Here is a 19,038-nt window from a genome sequence, read left to right on the forward strand (position 1 = left end):
ACAATCAGAACTGTGACTCTTCTGTCGACCCCGTCAGCGCGGTCACAGAAGACGCCCCACCCTGAATAATGGTCGTCACCTTATCAAAGTAGCCGGTGCCCACTTCCTGCTGATGCGAAGCAAAGGTGTAGCCTTCTTTGCTGGCAGCAAACTCCGGCTGCTGTACTTTCTCGACGTAATGTTTCATCCCCTCGCCCTGAGCGTAGGCATGCGCCAGGTCAAACATGTTGAACCACATGCTGTGAATGCCTGCCAGGGTGATGAACTGATACTTGTAGCCCATCTCTGACAGTTGCTGCTGGAAGCTGGCGATGGTTTTATCGTCCAGATTCTTCTGCCAGTTAAACGACGGCGAGCAGTTATAGGCCAGCAGTTTACCGGGGTATTTCGCGTGGATGGCGTCAGCAAAACGTCTGGCAAGCTCAAGGTCCGGCGTGGAGGTTTCACACCACACGAGATCGGCATACGGCGCATAGGCCAGACCGCGGCTGATCGCCTGTTCAATACCCGCACGAGTGCGGTAGAAGCCTTCGCTGGTGCGCTCGCCGGTGATAAATTCACTGTCGTAAGCGTCACAGTCGGAGGTAATTAAATCCGCCGCATCGGCATCGGTACGGGCAATCAGCACCGTCGGAACGCCCATCACGTCAGCCGCCAGACGCGCGGCGACCAGTTTCTGAATCGCTTCCTGCGTCGGGACCAGCACCTTACCGCCCATGTGTCCGCATTTCTTCACGGAGGCGAGCTGATCTTCAAAATGCACCGCCGCTGCACCGGCGGTAATCATCGATTTCATCAGTTCGAAAGCGTTCAGCACGCCGCCAAAACCGGCTTCCGCATCGGCGACGATCGGCAGGAAGTAATCCACGTGACGCGGATCGTTTGGTTCAATACCGGACGACCACTGGATCTGATCCGCGCGGCGGAAGGTATTGTTGATCCGATCCACTACCGCCGGCACCGAGTTTGCCGGATACAGCGATTGATCCGGGTACATGCTGGCGGCAAGGTTCGCGTCTGCCGCCACCTGCCAGCCAGAAAGATAGATCGCTTCGATCCCGGCTTTCGCCTGCTGCAACGCCTGACCGCCAGTCAGCGCGCCGAGGCTGTTGATATACCCTTTTTTCGATTCACCATTCAGCAAGCGCCACATTTTGGCCGCACCAAGCTGCGCCAGCGTGCACTCCGGGTTAACCGATCCGCGTAATTTCACCACTTCCTCCGCACTGTACGGGCGGTTAATGCCCTCCCAGCGCGGATGTGTCCATTCTTTTTGTAATGCTTCGATTTGTTGGGTACGCGTTTTCATATGCAGATGCTCCATTTTGTAGGGTGGATTACGCTAACAGGCGGTAGCCGGGTAAGGTCAGGAAATCGATTAAGTCATCTGAAGTGGTGATCTGCTCCATCAGCCGTGCGGCGTCAGTAAAGCGCCCGCTGCTGAAGCGATGCTCGCCGAGCTCTTCCTGAATCACCTGCATCTCTTCCGCCAGCATCTGACGAAACAGGGATTTGGTGACGGGTTTACCGTTGCTCAGCGTTTTCTCATGGTGGATCCACTGCCAAATGGAGGTACGGGAAATTTCTGCCGTCGCAGCATCTTCCATCAGACCGTAAATCGGCACGCAGCCGTTGCCAGAGATCCACGCTTCGATGTACTGCACCGCCACGCGAATATTGGCGCGCATGCCTTCTTCGGTGCGCTCGCCCTCACACGGGGCCAGCAACTCTTCGGCAGTAATTGGCGCATCGTCGTCACGGGTAACGAACAGCTGGTTTTTGTTCTCACCTAACACATCGTTGAAAATGGTCATCGCCGTATCTGCCAGACCGGGGTGAGCTACCCAGGTGCCATCGTGACCGTTATTCGCCTCCAGCGCTTTGTCCGCTTTCACTTTGTTAAGCACCTGCGCATTACGCGCGGCATCTTTGCTGGGAATAAACGCCGCCATGCCACCCATCGCAAATGCACCACGCTTATGGCAGGTTTTAATCAGCAGACGCGAATAAGCGCTGAGGAACGGCTTGTCCATGGTGACCACCTGGCGGTCAGGCAGCACGCGGTCCGGGTAATTTTTCAACGTTTTGATATAGCTGAAGATATAATCCCAGCGGCCGCAGTTCAGGCCAACGATATGATCGCGCAGGGCATGCAGGATCTCGTCCATCTGGAAGACGGCAGGCAAGGTTTCAATCAATAACGTGGCTTTGATGGTGCCGCGCGGCAGGTTAAAACGATCTTCGGTATAGCTGAAGACTTCGCTCCACCATGCCGCCTCCTGCCAGGCCTGTGTTTTAGGCAGGTAGAAATAGGGACCACTGCCTTTGGCCAGCAACGCGTTGTAGTTGTGGAAAAAGTACAGCGCAAAGTCGAACAGGCTGCCGGGAATCGCGTCGCCACGCCAGGTAACATGTTTTTCCGGCAGATGCAGACCGCGAACGCGACAAACCAGCACGGCCGGATCGGGCTTGAGCTGATAAATTTTTCCGGCTTCGTTGGTATAGCTGATGGTGCCATTAACCGCATCGCGCAGATTAATTTGCCCGTCGATCACTTTGTTCCAGTCGGGAGCCAGCGAATCTTCGAAATCCGCCATAAATACTTTCACGTTAGCATTAAGAGCGTTAATCACCATCTTGCGCTCAACCGGGCCGGTGATCTCAACCCGACGATCCTGCAAATCATCCGGAACACCACGGATAGTCCAGTCACCATTTCTAATGGAATCGGTTTCCGAAATAAAACCAGGCAACGTACCGTTATCAATATTCTGCTGCTGCTGAACGCGTGCGGCGAGAAGTTGATTGCGTTTTGGCGTAAACCTGGACACCAGTTCGCTGAGAAACTCTGTGGCTTCCGGCGTCAGGATTTGCTTTTCCTGCTCGCCGTAAGGCTGGTTGAAGGCCAGTTCATCTGCAGTTGCTGCCTGTTGTGTCATTGCGCTGCTCCTCGTCGTCATTGATCCAGGATCGTCTACAGTGCGAACGAAAGATCGTTGTCGGTTTTTCGTTCAGCACGATCAAGACTACGCAAATAAATCATAAAATCAAAAACTATTTCCATTTTTAATTTAAATAACATTCAAAATATTGATAACAAAGAAGTTAAATTTATTACAAAGAGTGAAGTGGTTTTCGGAAATGAAAAAGGCACCCAAAGGTGCCTTAAATAGCGTGCTGAAACGCTTTAGGATCATAAAAAGTGGAGGATTATTCCAGGGTAGGATTCATATGGCGCAGATCGTATGGTGTGATCTGGTAGACGTAGTAGTTGAGCCAGTTAGTAAATAACAGATTGCCGTGGCTTCGCCATGTGGCGCGCGGTTTGTTCTGCGGATCGTTTTTCGGGAAATAGTTGTACGGAACGTCCGGACTTAGACCGGCTTCTACATCGCGGAAGTATTCACCAGCGAGCGTGTTGGCATCATATTCAGGGTGACCGGTGACAAAGGCAATACGTTTATCCCTGCTGGCAAACAAATAAGCATCTCCGCTGTCCGTTTCAGCAAAGATCTCCAGGTCGGTGTAATCACGAATCAGCGCTGCCGGGAAATCCGCGAAGCGTGAATGCGGCGCAAGAAAGGTGTCGTCAAAACCTCGGGTCAGCAGCGCATGCGGGTGTAAAATATGATGTTCGTAGACGCCGGAGAGTTTGTCGTTGCGGGTTTGCTTCGGGATACCGTAGAGAATGTTGAGCGCGGCCTGTACCGCCCAACAGACAAACAGCGTTGAGGTCACATGATCTTTGGCCCATTCCAGCACCTGTTTGATCTGCGGCCAGTAGGTAACGTCATTAAATTCTACCAGGCCCAGCGGTGCCCCGGTGACGATCAGACCGTCAAAGTTCTCATGACAAATCTCATCAAAGTTACAGTAGAAATTGTTCAGATGCTCAGTCGGCGTATTACGTGATTCACGTGCGTCAATCCGCAGCAGTTTAATATCCACCTGTAACGGCGAGTTCGATAGCAGGCGCAAAAACTGGTTTTCCGTTTCGATTTTTTTCGGCATCAGATTAAGAATGAGTACCTTCAGCGGACGAATTTCCTGACCGGTCGCGCGCGATGCCGTCATCACAAAGACGTTTTCTTCACGCAGAAAATTAACGGCTGGTAGCTCATCCTGCACCCGAATCGGCATAACTTATATCCTCACTGCATACGTTTAAACGTTTAGACATCCAGATAGCTGACAATACCCAGGAATATCCATAATGTCGAGCTTACATGCGGAAGGTGAGAAAGTTTCAAGGCTGTGTTTACGTTAGAATATAAGGAGGTAAAAAAGGAGAGTATATGGTTATTAGCATCCGCCGATCTCGGCATGATGAAGTGGATAAGCTGGCGGATATCTGGTGTCGCTCAGTCGATGCCACGCATGATTTTCTGGCGTCCTCCTACCGGGCGGAGCTGGAGAAACTGGTGCGTGATTTTCTGCCTGAAGCACCGCTATGGGTAGCGACAACAGAGCAGGATAAGCCGCTGGCGTTTATGTTACTTACGGCTCAGCATATGGATGCACTGTTTGTCGATCCTGATTTTCGCGGCGAGGGCGTAGGGAAGCTGCTGATCGAGCATGCGCTAACCCTGGCACCGGAACTTACCACCAACGTGAATGAGCAGAATCATCAGGCCGTGGGATTTTATAAGAAGATGGGGTTTAGCGTGACGGGACGTTCAGAGAAAGATGATCTTGGACAGCCTTATCCATTGCTGCATTTACGGTATAAGGGGTAACGGGCAGAACGTCGTTATTTCTGCTCAAGCATCGCCAGTATAGCGCTATCGGTCAGAGGAGTTGATTGAGCATGCAGTTTAAGCTGGCGATACCTCATCATTGTCGCCTCGGACACCACTTCCTGAAGGATGCGTTCTTCCACCTGGGATAATCCGCCTTCATTCATTTCCAGCGCGCTGATTACAATGTCAAAACGCCGGGTGCGCAGTAATGAATTCATCCATGTACGCGGATAAAGTTGTTGGATGAGATCAGAGAGGACTTTTTCGGCAATGGAAAATTCGGCAATAAGGAGACGCTGATTGCTAAAGGCTCCCCGACCAGAGACGTCCTGGCTGCGCTCAATATCACGCACCATGATATGGTTTTTACGCACCTGGATATATAAAACGGGCATGAGGACTCCTTTCTTCATGATTAAAACGCAAAAAGCCCATCCGTCAGGATGGGCTTCTCACTTGTTTGATGCCTGGCAGTTCCCTACTCTCGCATGGGGAGACCCCACACTACCATCGGCGCTACGGCGTTTCACTTCTGAGTTCGGCATGGGGTCAGGTGGGACCACCGCGCTGGTGCCGCCAGGCAAATTCTGTTTATCAGGGTGCATTCCGCACACTGATTAATCTGTAATCAGGCTGAAAATCTCTCTCAAATCCGCCAAAACAGCTTCGGCGTTGTAAGGTTAAGCCTCACGGTTCATTAGTACCGGTTAGCTCAACGCATCGCTGCGCTTACACACCCGGCCTATCAACGTCGTCGTCTTCAACGTTCCTTCAGGAGACTTAAAGTCTCAGGGAGAACTCATCTCGGGGCAAGTTTCGTGCTTAGATGCTTTCAGCACTTATCTCTTCCGCATTTAGCTACCGGGCAGTGCCATTGGCATGACAACCCGAACACCAGTGATGCGTCCACTCCGGTCCTCTCGTACTAGGAGCAGCCCCCCTCAGTTCTCCAGCGCCCACGGCAGATAGGGACCGAACTGTCTCACGACGTTCTAAACCCAGCTCGCGTACCACTTTAAATGGCGAACAGCCATACCCTTGGGACCTACTTCAGCCCCAGGATGTGATGAGCCGACATCGAGGTGCCAAACACCGCCGTCGATATGAACTCTTGGGCGGTATCAGCCTGTTATCCCCGGAGTACCTTTTATCCGTTGAGCGATGGCCCTTCCATTCAGAACCACCGGATCACTATGACCTGCTTTCGCACCTGCTCGCGCCGTCACGCTCGCAGTCAAGCCAGCTTATGCCATTGCACTAACCTCCTGATGTCCGACCAGGATTAGCTGACCTTCGTGCTCCTCCGTTACGCTTTAGGAGGAGACCGCCCCAGTCAAACTACCCACCAGACACTGTCCGCAACCCGGATTACGGGCCCACGTTAGAACACCAGCCATTAAAGGGTGGTATTTCAAGGACGGCTCCATGCAGACTGGCGTCCACACTTCAAAGCCTCCCACCTATCCTACACATCAAGGACCAGTGTTCAGTGTCAAGCTATAGTAAAGGTTCACGGGGTCTTTCCGTCTTGCCGCGGGTACACTGCATCTTCACAGCGAGTTCAATTTCACTGAGTCCCGGGTGGAGACAGCCTGGCCATCATTACGCCATTCGTGCAGGTCGGAACTTACCCGACAAGGAATTTCGCTACCTTAGGACCGTTATAGTTACGGCCGCCGTTTACCGGGGCTTCGATCAGGAGCTTCTCTTGCGATAACCCCATCAATTAACCTTCCGGCACCGGGCAGGCGTCACACCGTATACGTCCACTTTCGTGTTTGCACAGTGCTGTGTTTTTAATAAACAGTTGCAGCCAGCTGGTATCTTCGACTGGTTTCAGCTCCGTGAGCAAGTCACTTCACCTACGCACCAGCGTGCCTTCTCCCGAAGTTACGGCACCATTTTGCCTAGTTCCTTCACCCGGGTTCTCTCAAGCGCCTTGGTATTCTCTACCTGACCACCTGTGTCGGTTTGGGGTACGATTTCGTGTTACCTGATGCTTAGAGGCTTTTCCTGGAAGCAGGGCATTTGTCACTTCAGCACCGTAGTGCCTCGTCATCACGCCTCAGTGTTAATGCGCAACCGGATTTACCTGGTCGCACCACCTTCACGCTTAAACCGGGACAACCGTCGCCCGGCCGACATAGCCTTCTCCGTCCCCCCTTCGCAGTAACACCAAGTACGGGAATATTAACCCGTTTCCCATCGACTACGCCTTTCGGCCTCGCCTTAGGGGTCGACTCACCCTGCCCCGATTAACGTTGGACAGGAACCCTTGGTCTTCCGGCGTGCGGGTTTTTCACCCGCATTATCGTTACTTATGTCAGCATTCGCACTTCTGATACCTCCAGCAGCCCTCACAGGCCACCTTCAACGGCTTACAGAACGCTCCCCTACCCAACAACGCATAAGCGTCGCTGCCGCAGCTTCGGTGCATGGTTTAGCCCCGTTACATCTTCCGCGCAGGCCGACTCGACCAGTGAGCTATTACGCTTTCTTTAAATGATGGCTGCTTCTAAGCCAACATCCTGGCTGTCTGGGCCTTCCCACATCGTTTCCCACTTAACCATGACTTTGGGACCTTAGCTGGCGGTCTGGGTTGTTTCCCTCTTCACGACGGACGTTAGCACCCGCCGTGTGTCTCCCGTGATAACATTCTTCGGTATTCGCAGTTTGCATCGGATCGGTAAGTCGGGATGACCCCCTGGCCGAAACAGTGCTCTACCCCCGAAGATGAGTTCACGAGGCGCTACCTAAATAGCTTTCGGGGAGAACCAGCTATCTCCCGGTTTGATTGGCCTTTCACCCCCAGCCACAGGTCATCCGCTAATTTTTCAACATTAGTCGGTTCGGTCCTCCAGTTAGTGTTACCCAACCTTCAACCTGCCCATGGCTAGATCACCGGGTTTCGGGTCTATACCCTGCAACTTAACGCCCAATTAAGACTCGGTTTCCCTCCGGCTCCCCTATACGGTTAACCTTGCTACAGAATATAAGTCGCTGACCCATTATACAAAAGGTACGCAGTCACCCCACAAGGAGGCTCCCACTGCTTGTACGTACACGGTTTCAGGTTCTTTTTCACTCCCCTCGCCGGGGTTCTTTTCGCCTTTCCCTCACGGTACTGGTTCACTATCGGTCAGTCAGGAGTATTTAGCCTTGGAGGATGGTCCCCCCATATTCAGACAGGATACCACGTGTCCCGCCCTACTCTTCGAGTTCACAGTGTGTGTGATTTTGTGTACGGGACTATCACCCTGTACCGCCGGACTTTCCAGACCGTTCCACTACCACACACGCTGATTCAGACTCCGGGCTCCTCCCCGTTCGCTCGCCGCTACTGGGGGAATCTCGGTTGATTTCTTTTCCTCGGGGTACTTAGATGTTTCAGTTCCCCCGGTTCGCCTCGTTAAGCTATGTATTCACTTAACGATAGTGCAACGGATTGCACTGGGTTTCCCCATTCGGGTATCGCCGGGTATAACGGTTCATATCACCTTACCGGCGCTTATCGCAGATTAGCACGCCCTTCATCGCCTCTGACTGCCAGGGCATCCACCGTGTACGCTTAGTCGCTTAACCTCACAACCCGAAGCTGTTTCACTTCAGTGTTGCGAAAATTTGAGAGACCCACGAACAACTCGCGTTGTTCAGTGTTTTTCAATTTTCAGCTTGATCCAGATTTTTAAAGAGCAAAACTTCGCAGCATACCTTCTCAGGTACACTCTGAAGTTTTCATGTTCCGGACAGTAAAGGATGGTGGAGCTATGCGGGATCGAACCGCAGACCTCCTGCGTGCAAAGCAGGCGCTCTCCCAGCTGAGCTATAGCCCCATCGTAAATCTCGCTCACCGCAATTTTTCCTGAGGCAAGGCGTGGAACGGCGAAGCATACTCAGGTATGCGAGTCGTTTCACAACGCAGTATCAGGACGAATTTGGTAGGCCTGAGTGGACTTGAACCACCGACCTCACCCTTATCAGGGGTGCGCTCTAACCACCTGAGCTACAAGCCTGCAGAGATTTTTTACTGCCCGTTTTCATCAGACAATCTGTGTGAGCACTACAAAGAACGTTTCTTTAAGGTAAGGAGGTGATCCAACCGCAGGTTCCCCTACGGTTACCTTGTTACGACTTCACCCCAGTCATGAATCACAAAGTGGTAAGCGCCCTCCCGAAGGTTAAGCTACCTACTTCTTTTGCAACCCACTCCCATGGTGTGACGGGCGGTGTGTACAAGGCCCGGGAACGTATTCACCGTGGCATTCTGATCCACGATTACTAGCGATTCCGACTTCACGGAGTCGAGTTGCAGACTCCGATCCGGACTACGACATACTTTATGAGGTCCGCTTGCTCTCGCGAGGTCGCTTCTCTTTGTATATGCCATTGTAGCACGTGTGTAGCCCTGGTCGTAAGGGCCATGATGACTTGACGTCATCCCCACCTTCCTCCAGTTTATCACTGGCAGTCTCCTTTGAGTTCCCGGCCGGACCGCTGGCAACAAAGGATAAGGGTTGCGCTCGTTGCGGGACTTAACCCAACATTTCACAACACGAGCTGACGACAGCCATGCAGCACCTGTCTCACGGTTCCCGAAGGCACAAATCCATCTCTGGATTCTTCCGTGGATGTCAAGACCAGGTAAGGTTCTTCGCGTTGCATCGAATTAAACCACATGCTCCACCGCTTGTGCGGGCCCCCGTCAATTCATTTGAGTTTTAACCTTGCGGCCGTACTCCCCAGGCGGTCGACTTAACGCGTTAGCTCCGGAAGCCACGCCTCAAGGGCACAACCTCCAAGTCGACATCGTTTACGGCGTGGACTACCAGGGTATCTAATCCTGTTTGCTCCCCACGCTTTCGCACCTGAGCGTCAGTCTTTGTCCAGGGGGCCGCCTTCGCCACCGGTATTCCTCCAGATCTCTACGCATTTCACCGCTACACCTGGAATTCTACCCCCCTCTACAAGACTCCAGTCTGACAGTTTCGAATGCAGTTCCCGGGTTGAGCCCGGGGATTTCACATCCGACTTGTCAGACCGCCTGCGTGCGCTTTACGCCCAGTAATTCCGATTAACGCTTGCACCCTCCGTATTACCGCGGCTGCTGGCACGGAGTTAGCCGGTGCTTCTTCTGCGGGTAACGTCAATCAACGTGGTTATTAACCACATCGCCTTCCTCCCCGCTGAAAGTACTTTACAACCCGAAGGCCTTCTTCATACACGCGGCATGGCTGCATCAGGCTTGCGCCCATTGTGCAATATTCCCCACTGCTGCCTCCCGTAGGAGTCTGGACCGTGTCTCAGTTCCAGTGTGGCTGGTCATCCTCTCAGACCAGCTAGGGATCGTCGCCTTGGTGAGCCGTTACCCCACCAACCAGCTAATCCCATCTGGGCACATCCGATGGCAAGAGGCCCGAAGGTCCCCCTCTTTGGTCCGAAGACGTTATGCGGTATTAGCTACCGTTTCCAGTAGTTATCCCCCTCCATCAGGCAGTTTCCCAGACATTACTCACCCGTCCGCCACTCGTCAGCGAAGCAGCAAGCTGCTTCCTGTTACCGTTCGACTTGCATGTGTTAGGCCTGCCGCCAGCGTTCAATCTGAGCCATGATCAAACTCTTCAATTTAAGTTTGATGCTCAAAGAATTAAACTTCGTAATGAATTACGTGTTCACTCTGAGACTTGGTATTTCTTTTTGCCTTTCGGCATTTAAGAATCCGTATCTTCGAGTGCCCACACAGATTGTCTGATAAATTGTTAAAGAGCAGTTGCGACGCGGCTTACAGCTCACCGTCGCGAGGTGGCGTATATTACGCTTTCCTCTTTCAGAGTCAACCCTGAATTTCAGGATTTTTCTCTTCAACCGGCCCGGCTGTTTGTGTGAAGTGATTCACATCCGCCGTGTCGATGGAGGCGCATTATAGGGAGTTCTCGAGCGCCCGCAACTGTTAAATTGCAGAAAAATGACTGACTGCTGCATTCCCCAGCAAAACCCCCACTTATACCCATTTACACACAGAATTATCCACAGATCGTCAAAAGACCGAAAATTCGCGAGCGTTGCGCAAACGTTTTCGTTACAATGCTCGCGCAAAATGAAGGATGCCCCGCCTGGGGCGTTAGCTGAGTTTTTACGAGAAAATTCATCTAACGCTCTCTGTAATTTGCAAATCCAGGGGATTTACCATGCAACAACGTCGTCCAGTCCGCCGCGCTCTGCTCAGTGTTTCTGATAAAGCCGGTATCGTCGAATTCGCCCAGGCACTTTCTGCTCGCGGAGTAGAGCTATTGTCTACAGGGGGCACTGCCCGGCTGTTAGCAGAGAAAGGTCTGCCGGTGACTGAAGTTTCCGATTACACCGGTTTCCCGGAAATGATGGATGGACGCGTGAAGACCCTGCATCCAAAAGTACACGGTGGTATTCTTGGCCGTCGCGGTCAGGATGATGGCATTATGGAAAAACACGGGATCGCGCCTATTGATATGGTGGTTGTTAACCTCTATCCGTTTGCCGAGACCGTTGCTCGTGAGGGTTGTTCACTGGAAGACGCCGTAGAGAATATTGATATCGGCGGCCCGACCATGGTGCGCTCCGCTGCCAAGAACCATAAAGATGTCGCTATTGTGGTGAAGAGCAGCGACTACGACACCATTATTAATGAGATGGACAGTAATGAAGGTTCATTGACCCTCAATACCCGTTTCGACCTCGCTATTAAAGCCTTCGAACACACCGCCGCCTACGACAGCATGATTGCCAATTACTTCGGCAGTATGGTTCCGGCCTATCACGGCGACAATAAAGAAGCTTCAGGCCGTTTCCCGCGCACCCTGAATCTGAACTTCATTAAGAAGCAGGATATGCGCTACGGTGAGAATAGCCACCAGCAGGCCGCTTTCTATATAGAAGAGAATGTCAAAGAAGCTTCCGTAGCCACTGCACAACAAGTACAGGGCAAGGCGCTGTCATATAACAACATCGCTGATACCGATGCGGCGCTGGAGTGCGTGAAAGAATTCAACGAGCCTGCTTGTGTCATCGTTAAGCACGCCAACCCATGCGGCGTGGCCGTCAGCACCTCTCTTCTGGATGCCTACGATCGCGCATACAAAACCGACCCGACCTCTGCATTCGGCGGCATTATCGCGTTCAACCGTGAGCTGGACGCCGAAACGGCGCAGGCCATCATCTCCCGTCAGTTTGTAGAAGTGATCATTGCCCCTTCGGCAAGCGACGAAGCGCTGAAAATCACCGCCGCCAAACAGAACGTGCGCGTCCTGACCTGCGGTCAGTGGGCGGAGCGCGTGGCAGGCCTGGATTTTAAACGCGTGAACGGCGGCCTGCTGGTACAGGATCGGGATCTGGGCATGGTGACGGAAGGCGAACTACGTGTGGTCACCCAACGTCAGCCAACCGAACAAGAATTGCGTGATGCGCTGTTCTGCTGGAAGGTGGCGAAGTTTGTTAAATCTAATGCCATTGTTTACGCTAAAGAGAAGATGACCATCGGCATCGGCGCGGGCCAGATGAGCCGCGTTTACTCTGCGAAAATCGCCGGAATTAAAGCTGCTGATGAAGGCCTGGAAGTGAAAGGTTCCGCGATGGCCTCCGATGCCTTCTTCCCGTTCCGCGATGGTATTGATGCCGCTGCTGCCGTGGGCGTGAGCTGCGTGATCCAGCCTGGCGGCTCTATCCGTGATGAAGAAGTGATTGCCGCCGCCGATGAACACGGCATTGCGATGATCTTTACCGATATGCGCCATTTCCGCCATTAATCCACGGAGTAGAAGATGAAAGTATTAGTCATTGGTAACGGCGGACGCGAGCACGCGCTGGCGTGGAAAGCGGCACAGTCGCCGCTGGTTGAAACCGTATTCGTTGCGCCGGGCAATGCGGGCACGGCGCTTGAGCCGGTACTGCAAAATGTTGCCGTCAGCGCGACAGATATTCCTGAACTGCTGAATTTCGCGCAAAACGAGAAGATCGATCTGACTATCGTTGGCCCGGAAGCGCCGCTGGTGATCGGCGTGGTCGATGCCTTCCGCGCCGCGGGTCTGAAGATCTTTGGCCCAACCGAAGGGGCCGCCCAACTGGAAGGCTCCAAAGCCTTTACTAAGGATTTCCTCGCCCGCCATGCTATCCCGACGGCGGAATATCAAAACTTCACCGACGTTGAGCCTGCGCTGGCGTATCTGCGTGAAAAAGGCGCGCCGATCGTGATTAAAGCTGACGGTCTGGCGGCAGGGAAAGGCGTCATCGTCGCGATGACGCTTGACGACGCGGAGGCCGCCGTACACGACATGCTGGCAGGCAACGCCTTTGGCGACGCCGGTCACCGGATTGTGATCGAAGAATTCCTTGACGGCGAAGAAGCCAGCTTCATCGTGATGGTTGATGGCGAGCACGTGTTGCCGATGGCCACCAGCCAGGATCACAAGCGCGTGGGCGATGGCGATACTGGTCCAAACACCGGCGGCATGGGTGCCTATTCCCCTGCGCCAGTGGTGAACAGCGATGTTCACCAGCGCACCATGGAACGGATCATCTGGCCAACGGTGAAAGGCATGGCGGCGGAAGGCAACACCTACACCGGCTTCCTGTACGCCGGGCTGATGATCGACAAGCAGGGCAACCCAAAAGTTATCGAATTTAACTGTCGCTTTGGCGATCCGGAAACCCAGCCGATCATGCTGCGCATGAAGTCCGATCTGGTGGAACTCTGTCTCGCCGCCTGCGAAGGCAAGCTGGATGAGAAAACGTCAGAGTGGGATGAACGCGCAGCGCTGGGCGTAGTGATCGCGGCGGGTGGCTATCCGGGTGATTATCGAACCGGCGATGTGATCCACGGTCTGCCGCTGGAAGAAGTGGCCGACGGTAAAGTTTTCCATGCAGGAACGAAGCTTGCGGATAACGATCAGGTTCTGACCAGCGGCGGACGCGTACTGTGCGTTACCGCACTGGGCCATACCGTCGCAGAAGCCCAGAAACAAGCGTACAAGCTGATGTCAGATATTCACTGGGACGGCAGTTTCAGCCGTCAGGATATTGGCTATCGGGCGATTGCACGCGAGCAGAAGCTCTAATCCTCCCTCAACATCCCCTTTCCCGTCCGGCGAGGGGATGCTCTTCCGGGAGGTCAGTAGAGTGCTCACCTCTCCCGCCTGTCAGAAATCATCTTCTTTCGGCTGCCACGTACAGAAATCTTCGTTCGCCACCAGCAGTAGCTGAGAGCCTTCCGGCGCTTCCAGCCACGCCACGCTCACCTCGACGGATGAATGGCTCTGGCGGCGCTCAATATGGCTTAGCGCCCGCGCGTCAAAGTCTGGCTTGATCGTCTTGCCTGCGCAGGTGGTAATGGTGTGGTTCTGATGCCAGCGTCCCTGATACAGCACGACCCGTCCCTCACGCAGCGCATCGCTGGTCTGGCGAATTTGCTGAGCGCGATAGCGATACAGCTCAATGCGGTCGCTGGAGAGTTGCTGCTTCTCGCCGTTCACTTCATGCTGCATAAAGCTGAGTTCACCGCGATCGTCAAAACGCACCCGGATATGTTCGGGGGGTTTAGCATAAATATTGAGTTCGATCAGTGCGAGGGTATCGCCCTGCCAGCGGTATTCACTGGTGGAGGTCGTCCCGTTATGCCACGGGCTAAATACGGAGAGGAGGTGAACCTCCCCGTCGGTATCTTTGCGCCATATCCGCACCGCGCCCCGATCGTCAGCATAGCCGCTGGCGGTGAACGGAGGCAGGGACGAATGATGGCCGCAGGCCGACAGCAACAGTACGCCCGCCAGCGTCACTACCCGACGCCAGACAGACAAAAGGGGCGAGAACGCCCCTTCGTTAAAACTGTTCGCTGTCACGCAATATTACTTAACTGCGTCTTTCAGAGCTTTACCAGAGACAAACGCCGGCACGTTAGCTGCGGCAATTTTGATCTCTTTACCGGTCTGCGGGTTGCGGCCAGTACGCTCAGCGCGGTGGTTTACCTTGAAGGTACCGAAACCAACCAGTTGTACAGCATCACCTTCTTTCAGAGACTCAGTAATAGCAGCCAGGGTGGATTCCAGAGCAGATTTTGCCTGTGCCTTAGACAGATCAGCCTTGTCCGCAATTACATCAATCAGTTGAGTCTTGTTCATAAGTTATCCTTACAATGTGTTTATCGCTTGCTAAGCATCGAGTGCGATGGAAATGCCTGAAAAGCACTCTCCTGCATACACGCACCGATAGCCACTTTTTTTCGCCCTCCAAATGTAGACCAGACGGGGGGCTAATGGGAAGCCTCCAGGCATGACAAATCAGGCGTTAAATCACGTTTTATTGTCTCATTGCTGCAAATTTATACCGATATTGCTCTCACCCGCCTCTCGCAGGTCCGCGCGCAGCCCTTTTATCAGCTCAATGTCGCGTTCTTCGCAGTCGGCCAGAAGACGGAAAATCTCCCACTGAATGTCCCATTCCTGTTCAACCGCCGGGTTCACTCTCAGTTCTTCATCGGTCATTTCCCGGCCAGCCTGAGACATTTCCAGCATTGCAACGGTGGTAATTGAAGCCTTGCTGACCTCAATGGCATGTTCCAGCGTTTCGCCGCTCAGACGGGAATGAATAAGTTCGCTCAGGGCAACACAGGCATCAATCGCCGGATAGACGCCGTAAACATCATAGTCGTCTGCTACCGGGATCGCCTCTTCCAGCTTCTCCAGCTGGCTGTCGAAATTCACCTTCGCATCTTTTACCGTCAGCGTTTCCCATATCAGGTCGACAATACGGCGGTAAAGCTGCGGGTCGGCAAACCCGGTCTGCTGGCAGAACATGGCGTAGTTAGGGTACATACGCTCGCACAGACAGGCCATGAACGTGGTGTGCTGCCAGCTTTCCAGCTTCTCCAGCCGCAGATGGATCGGGTTTTGTAGCATGATGAGATCTCAAATTCGGAAATTAGCCGCAGTTTACCTGAATCAGCCGTTAATTTCCTGCCATCGCACAAAAGCAGTACGCCGTGATGCGACCGCATCTGCCCAGCGGGTGGGCTCCGGCAGGCGGTAGCCCTTCATACAGCGCTGTACCCACGCCAGGGCGGTATCCGTGCTGACACGGTGCCCGGTTGCCACAAACAGCGGATTACAACGCGCCTTACTGCGCCACACCCAGGCAAGCTGTTCGCCTTTGTCCATCAGCGGAGCCAGCGCGCCCGGTTCGTCGGCGAGCGGCTCGAATTTGCCGCACAGCCGTTTTTTGGCCACGCCAATCGTCGGCACATCCACCAGCAGGCCAAAGTGGCTGGCGACACCCAGACGGCGCGGATGCGAGATGCCGTGGCCGTCGACAAACAGCAAATCGGGCTTCTGCGACAGCATCTCCCACGCCGCCATGAGCGCGGGATACTCGCGAAACGAGAGAAAACCGGGAATGTACGGCATGGTGGTCGGGATGCGTGCAATCTGATGTTCAACCAGCTCCAGCGAAGGATATTTCAACAGCACCATTGCTGCCCGCGTCACTTCACCGCCCTGCTCAAATCCCACATCCGCCCCGGCGATCAGCTGAGGCGGATCCCTGTCCAGGCGATCCTCGCGGATCACCGACGAGGCCAGTTCAAATTGTTGAGCGCGTAGCGACGCAAGATCCATAACGACTCCTTACAAATGGTAAGGCGCAGAGAGACGATGAACCGCCTCGACAAATACGCCTGCATGTTCCGGTGGCACATCCTGATGGATGCCGTGACCAAGATTGAAGACGTGGCCTTCACCCTGGCCGAAACCTGCAAGTATAGTCGCCACTTCCTCTTCGATGCGTTCAGGCGCGGCATAAAGCATTGACGGGTCCATATTACCCTGTAGCGCGACTTTATCGCCGACCCGTCGACGCGCGTCGGCGATGTCGGTAGTCCAGTCGAGGCCCAGCGCGTCGCAGCCGGTTTCCGCGATAGCTTCCAGCCACTGACCGCCTCCCTTGGTAAAAAGCGTTACCGGCACGCGACGACCGTCGTTTTCACGCAGCAGGCCGTCAACGATTTTATGCATGTAATAAAGCGAAAACTGCTGATAATCGCGTCCGGTCAGCACGCCGCCCCAGGTATCAAAAATCATCACCGACTGCGCGCCCGCGCGAATTTGCGCGTTCAGGTACAGCGTGACGCTTTTCGCCAGCTTATCCAGCAGCGTATGCAGCGTGTGCGGTTCGGCATACATCATCTTTTTGATAACGGTAAAAGCCTTGCTGCTGCCGCCTTCCACCATGTAGGTCGCCAGCGTCCACGGGCTGCCGGAGAAGCCGATTAACGGAACGTCGCCTTTCAGCTCGCGGCGAATCGTACGCACGGCGTTCATCACGTAGCCCAGTTCCAGTTCCGGATCGGGCACCGGCAGTTTATCGACGTCGGCTTTGCAGGTAATCGGGGAAGTAAAACGCGGACCTTCTCCGGCTTCAAAGTAGAGTCCCAGCCCCATCGCATCAGGAATGGTCAGGATGTCCGAGAAGAGGATTGCCGCGTCCAGCGCATAACGACGCAGCGGCTGCAATGTGACTTCACAGGCCAGCTCGGCATTTTTACACAGCGACATAAAATCGCCCGCCTGGGCGCGCGTCGCTTTGTATTCCGGCAAGTAACGCCCGGCCTGTCTCATCATCCAGACGGGGGTGATATCCACAGGCTGACGCTGTAGCGCGCGCAGGTAACGATCGTTCTTCAGTTCGGTCATCATGATTTCCTTTTACGTTATGCCCGACAGTATATAAGAAATTACTCGTCCTCTGCCCGACACAATGCAACAGTGTCTTCGATTAGGCGTCGTGCTACGGTGCCGGCTTCTGGCAGCAGCGGCAGGTTATCGTAGCGATACCAGCCTGCATCCAGCAGCTCTTTCGGGTCGATGACAATCTCGCCGCTGTCGTACTCTGCCATAAACGCGGTCATCAAAGACTGAGGAAACGGCCACGGCTGGGAGGTGACGTAGCGCAGATTCTTCACGGTAATCCCGCTCTCTTCCATCACTTCACGAGCCACCGTTTGCTCAAGCGTCTCGCCGACTTCAGTAAAGCCCGCCAGCACGGTATAAACGCCGTTACGATGGCGCGTATGCTGCGCCAGCAGAATGGAATCACCGCGCCGGATAGCGACGATAATGCACGGCGCAATCTGCGGGTAGTAACGTTCACGGCAGTGGCTGCACAGCATCGCCCATTCGGTCTTACTCGGGTGCATAGCATGACCGCAGTAGCCGCAGAATTTATGCGAACGATAGAACTCGGCTAGCTGTACGCCGCGCCCGGCAAGCTGGAAAAGTCCGGCATCCTGATTGATGACCTGACGTACCGATCCCATCTCCCGCTGACGCTGTTGCTGCACCAGCCAGACCGTTTCGCCTTCCCATTCACCAATGTGGAGTGCGCTCTGGCCCACAAGATCAAAATTTCCTGCCTCGCCATGTGGTAATTCTCCGGCGGGCAGCCATAATTTTTGTTCATGGCTGACTATCCACCAGCCGCGATCGGACTTCTCAATAATACGGACCATAATCACTTGCACAACCTTAGTTTCACTGGCATGTTGATAACATTATTTTTACATTTTTAGTGAACAATTTTTCTAATCTACATTTTACGGGGTCATTTATGCTAAACCACCTGGAAAGACTGACAGAGCGCGTCGGAGGAAGTAATGAACTCGTCGATCGCTGGCTACAGGTGCGCAAGCAGCTGCTTGTGGCTTACTACAATCTTGTTGGCTTCAAACCCGGCAAAGAATCGGTGACCCAGCTTGATGAAAAAGCGCTCGATAATTTCTGCCATAACCTGGTTGAGTATCTTTCCGCCGGTCATTTCAGTATTTATGAACGCATTATCAGCGAAATGGAAGGGGCAAGCCCACTTATCGCCGCGACGAAACTGTATCCGCTGCTGGAAGCTAATACTCAGGAGATCATGGGTTACTACGATTCCAGCCTGGAAAATGCTATTGATCACGACAATTATCTCGAATTCCAGCAGGCGCTTTCCGGTATCGGCGAGTCGCTGGCCGCGCGCTTTACGCTGGAAGATAATTTGATCCAGTTGGCCTATGAGAACAACCTCAAAGAAAGTGCTAACGACGAAACGAATATCGCGCGCCCGGCTTGAGTTCTTGAGTTTTAGCGCGTAAGTTACCTGCATTGCCCCTCTCACGAGGGGTTACATCTTGTCGGAGTGCCTTTAGTAAAAGGCTGAGACCGTTAATTCGGGATCCGCGGAACCTGATCAGGCTAATACCTGCGAAGGGAACAAGAGTAATTCTGCTTTTGACGCTGCCGTTACA

Annotated in this window: 14 protein-coding genes, 2 tRNA genes, 3 rRNA genes and 1 riboswitch; of the genes, 4 read left to right on the top strand and 15 right to left on the bottom strand. The window is 53.7% G+C overall.

Features of this window, described 5'->3' with window-relative positions; genetic code table 11:
* Positions 1–4: 4 nt before the first annotated feature.
* From aceA to metA, 3 genes are all read right to left on the bottom strand, one after another.
* Complete coding sequence (aceA, locus tag P0H77_RS21400; protein WP_276159173.1) at positions 5–1,309, bottom strand: isocitrate lyase; 1,305 nt, start codon at positions 1,307–1,309, stop codon at positions 5–7.
* Positions 1,310–1,337: 28 nt separating this feature from the next.
* Entirely contained in the window at positions 1,338–2,939 is a 1,602-nt protein-coding gene (aceB, locus tag P0H77_RS21405; RefSeq protein ID WP_276159174.1) for a malate synthase A, read from the bottom strand.
* Between the two features lie 271 nt (positions 2,940–3,210).
* Complete coding sequence (metA, locus tag P0H77_RS21410) at positions 3,211–4,140, bottom strand: homoserine O-succinyltransferase (protein ID WP_276159175.1); 930 nt, start codon at positions 4,138–4,140, stop codon at positions 3,211–3,213.
* Between the two features lie 155 nt (positions 4,141–4,295).
* On the opposite strand from metA, the gene P0H77_RS21415 reads away from it, so the two are divergent.
* On the top strand, positions 4,296–4,736 hold the full coding sequence (locus P0H77_RS21415) for an acetyltransferase (RefSeq protein ID WP_276159176.1): 441 nt from the start codon (positions 4,296–4,298) through the stop codon (positions 4,734–4,736).
* A gap of 14 nt (positions 4,737–4,750) precedes the next feature.
* Here P0H77_RS21415 and P0H77_RS21420 read toward each other — a convergent pair whose 3' ends face one another.
* From P0H77_RS21420 to P0H77_RS21445, 6 genes are all read right to left on the bottom strand, one after another.
* A complete protein-coding gene (locus P0H77_RS21420; RefSeq protein ID WP_276159177.1) occupies positions 4,751–5,134 on the bottom strand; it encodes a YjaA family stress response protein in 384 nt (127 codons plus the stop codon).
* Between the two features lie 70 nt (positions 5,135–5,204).
* Positions 5,205–5,320, bottom strand: a 5S ribosomal RNA gene (gene rrf, locus P0H77_RS21425).
* 95 nt (positions 5,321–5,415) lie between these two features.
* A 23S ribosomal RNA gene (locus tag P0H77_RS21430) occupies positions 5,416–8,321 on the bottom strand.
* 175 nt (positions 8,322–8,496) lie between these two features.
* Positions 8,497–8,572: transfer RNA gene (locus P0H77_RS21435), tRNA-Ala, on the bottom strand.
* 103 nt (positions 8,573–8,675) lie between these two features.
* A tRNA-Ile gene (locus tag P0H77_RS21440) sits at positions 8,676–8,752 on the bottom strand.
* A 70-nt stretch (positions 8,753–8,822) separates the two neighbouring features.
* Positions 8,823–10,364 (bottom strand): 16S ribosomal RNA (locus P0H77_RS21445).
* The 16S, 23S and 5S rRNA genes sit together here with 2 tRNA genes alongside, the layout of an rRNA operon.
* Before the next feature lie 560 nt (positions 10,365–10,924).
* On the opposite strand from P0H77_RS21445, the gene purH reads away from it, so the two are divergent.
* Positions 10,925–12,514, top strand: a complete 1,590-nt coding sequence (purH, locus tag P0H77_RS21450) for a bifunctional phosphoribosylaminoimidazolecarboxamide formyltransferase/IMP cyclohydrolase (RefSeq protein ID WP_276159178.1) — start codon at positions 10,925–10,927, stop codon at positions 12,512–12,514.
* Positions 12,515–12,529: 15 nt separating this feature from the next.
* Positions 12,530–13,822, top strand: a complete 1,293-nt coding sequence (gene purD, locus P0H77_RS21455; RefSeq protein WP_276159179.1) for a phosphoribosylamine--glycine ligase — start codon at positions 12,530–12,532, stop codon at positions 13,820–13,822.
* Positions 13,823–13,903: 81 nt separating this feature from the next.
* Here purD and P0H77_RS21460 read toward each other — a convergent pair whose 3' ends face one another.
* From P0H77_RS21460 to nudC, 6 genes are all read right to left on the bottom strand, one after another.
* Positions 13,904–14,602: a DUF1481 domain-containing protein gene (locus P0H77_RS21460; protein WP_276159180.1), complete on the bottom strand. Its 699-nt coding sequence runs from the start codon at positions 14,600–14,602 to the stop codon at positions 13,904–13,906.
* 6 nt (positions 14,603–14,608) lie between these two features.
* The gene (gene hupA, locus P0H77_RS21465) at positions 14,609–14,881 is read right to left on the bottom strand and encodes a nucleoid-associated protein HU-alpha (RefSeq protein ID WP_006816568.1); all 273 of its coding nucleotides are present in this window, start codon (positions 14,879–14,881) and stop codon (positions 14,609–14,611) included.
* Between the two features lie 186 nt (positions 14,882–15,067).
* The gene (locus P0H77_RS21470; protein ID WP_276159181.1) at positions 15,068–15,658 is read right to left on the bottom strand and encodes a YjaG family protein; all 591 of its coding nucleotides are present in this window, start codon (positions 15,656–15,658) and stop codon (positions 15,068–15,070) included.
* Positions 15,659–15,700: 42 nt separating this feature from the next.
* Positions 15,701–16,372, bottom strand: a complete 672-nt coding sequence (gene nfi, locus P0H77_RS21475) for a deoxyribonuclease V (RefSeq protein ID WP_276159182.1) — start codon at positions 16,370–16,372, stop codon at positions 15,701–15,703.
* A 9-nt stretch (positions 16,373–16,381) separates the two neighbouring features.
* Positions 16,382–17,446 carry a uroporphyrinogen decarboxylase gene (gene hemE / locus P0H77_RS21480; protein WP_276165196.1) on the bottom strand — a complete coding sequence of 355 codons (1,065 nt, stop codon included), beginning with the start codon at positions 17,444–17,446 and terminating at the stop codon, positions 16,382–16,384.
* A 41-nt stretch (positions 17,447–17,487) separates the two neighbouring features.
* A complete protein-coding gene (gene nudC, locus P0H77_RS21485) occupies positions 17,488–18,261 on the bottom strand; it encodes an NAD(+) diphosphatase (protein ID WP_276165197.1) in 774 nt (257 codons plus the stop codon).
* Positions 18,262–18,359: 98 nt separating this feature from the next.
* On the opposite strand from nudC, the gene rsd reads away from it, so the two are divergent.
* Complete coding sequence (gene rsd / locus P0H77_RS21490) at positions 18,360–18,863, top strand: sigma D regulator (protein ID WP_276159183.1); 504 nt, start codon at positions 18,360–18,362, stop codon at positions 18,861–18,863.
* A gap of 52 nt (positions 18,864–18,915) precedes the next feature.
* Positions 18,916–19,020, top strand: a riboswitch (TPP riboswitch).
* The last annotated feature ends 18 nt before the right edge of the window (positions 19,021–19,038 follow it).

The organism is Superficieibacter sp. HKU1 (assembly GCF_029319185.1).
In the GTDB taxonomy this organism is placed as follows: domain Bacteria; phylum Pseudomonadota; class Gammaproteobacteria; order Enterobacterales; family Enterobacteriaceae; genus Superficieibacter.

Excerpts from the sequence above, each read along its gene's own strand:
- purD (WP_276159179.1), top strand. The coding sequence starts at position 12,530 with ATGAAAGTATTAGTCATTGGTAACGGCGGACGCGAGCACGCGCTGGCG.
- P0H77_RS21470 (WP_276159181.1), bottom strand. The coding sequence starts at position 15,658 with ATGCTACAAAACCCGATCCATCTGCGGCTGGAGAAGCTGGAAAGCTGG.
- metA (WP_276159175.1), bottom strand. The coding sequence starts at position 4,140 with ATGCCGATTCGGGTGCAGGATGAGCTACCAGCCGTTAATTTTCTGCGT.
- aceA (WP_276159173.1), bottom strand. The coding sequence starts at position 1,309 with ATGAAAACGCGTACCCAACAAATCGAAGCATTACAAAAAGAATGGACA.
- purH (WP_276159178.1), top strand. The coding sequence starts at position 10,925 with ATGCAACAACGTCGTCCAGTCCGCCGCGCTCTGCTCAGTGTTTCTGAT.
- nudC (WP_276165197.1), bottom strand. The coding sequence starts at position 18,261 with ATGGTCCGTATTATTGAGAAGTCCGATCGCGGCTGGTGGATAGTCAGC.
- hemE (WP_276165196.1), bottom strand. The coding sequence starts at position 17,446 with ATGACCGAACTGAAGAACGATCGTTACCTGCGCGCGCTACAGCGTCAG.
- P0H77_RS21415 (WP_276159176.1), top strand. The coding sequence starts at position 4,296 with ATGGTTATTAGCATCCGCCGATCTCGGCATGATGAAGTGGATAAGCTG.
- P0H77_RS21420 (WP_276159177.1), bottom strand. The coding sequence starts at position 5,134 with ATGCCCGTTTTATATATCCAGGTGCGTAAAAACCATATCATGGTGCGT.
- nfi (WP_276159182.1), bottom strand. The coding sequence starts at position 16,372 with ATGGATCTTGCGTCGCTACGCGCTCAACAATTTGAACTGGCCTCGTCG.
- rsd (WP_276159183.1), top strand. The coding sequence starts at position 18,360 with ATGCTAAACCACCTGGAAAGACTGACAGAGCGCGTCGGAGGAAGTAAT.
- hupA (WP_006816568.1), bottom strand. The coding sequence starts at position 14,881 with ATGAACAAGACTCAACTGATTGATGTAATTGCGGACAAGGCTGATCTG.
- aceB (WP_276159174.1), bottom strand. The coding sequence starts at position 2,939 with ATGACACAACAGGCAGCAACTGCAGATGAACTGGCCTTCAACCAGCCT.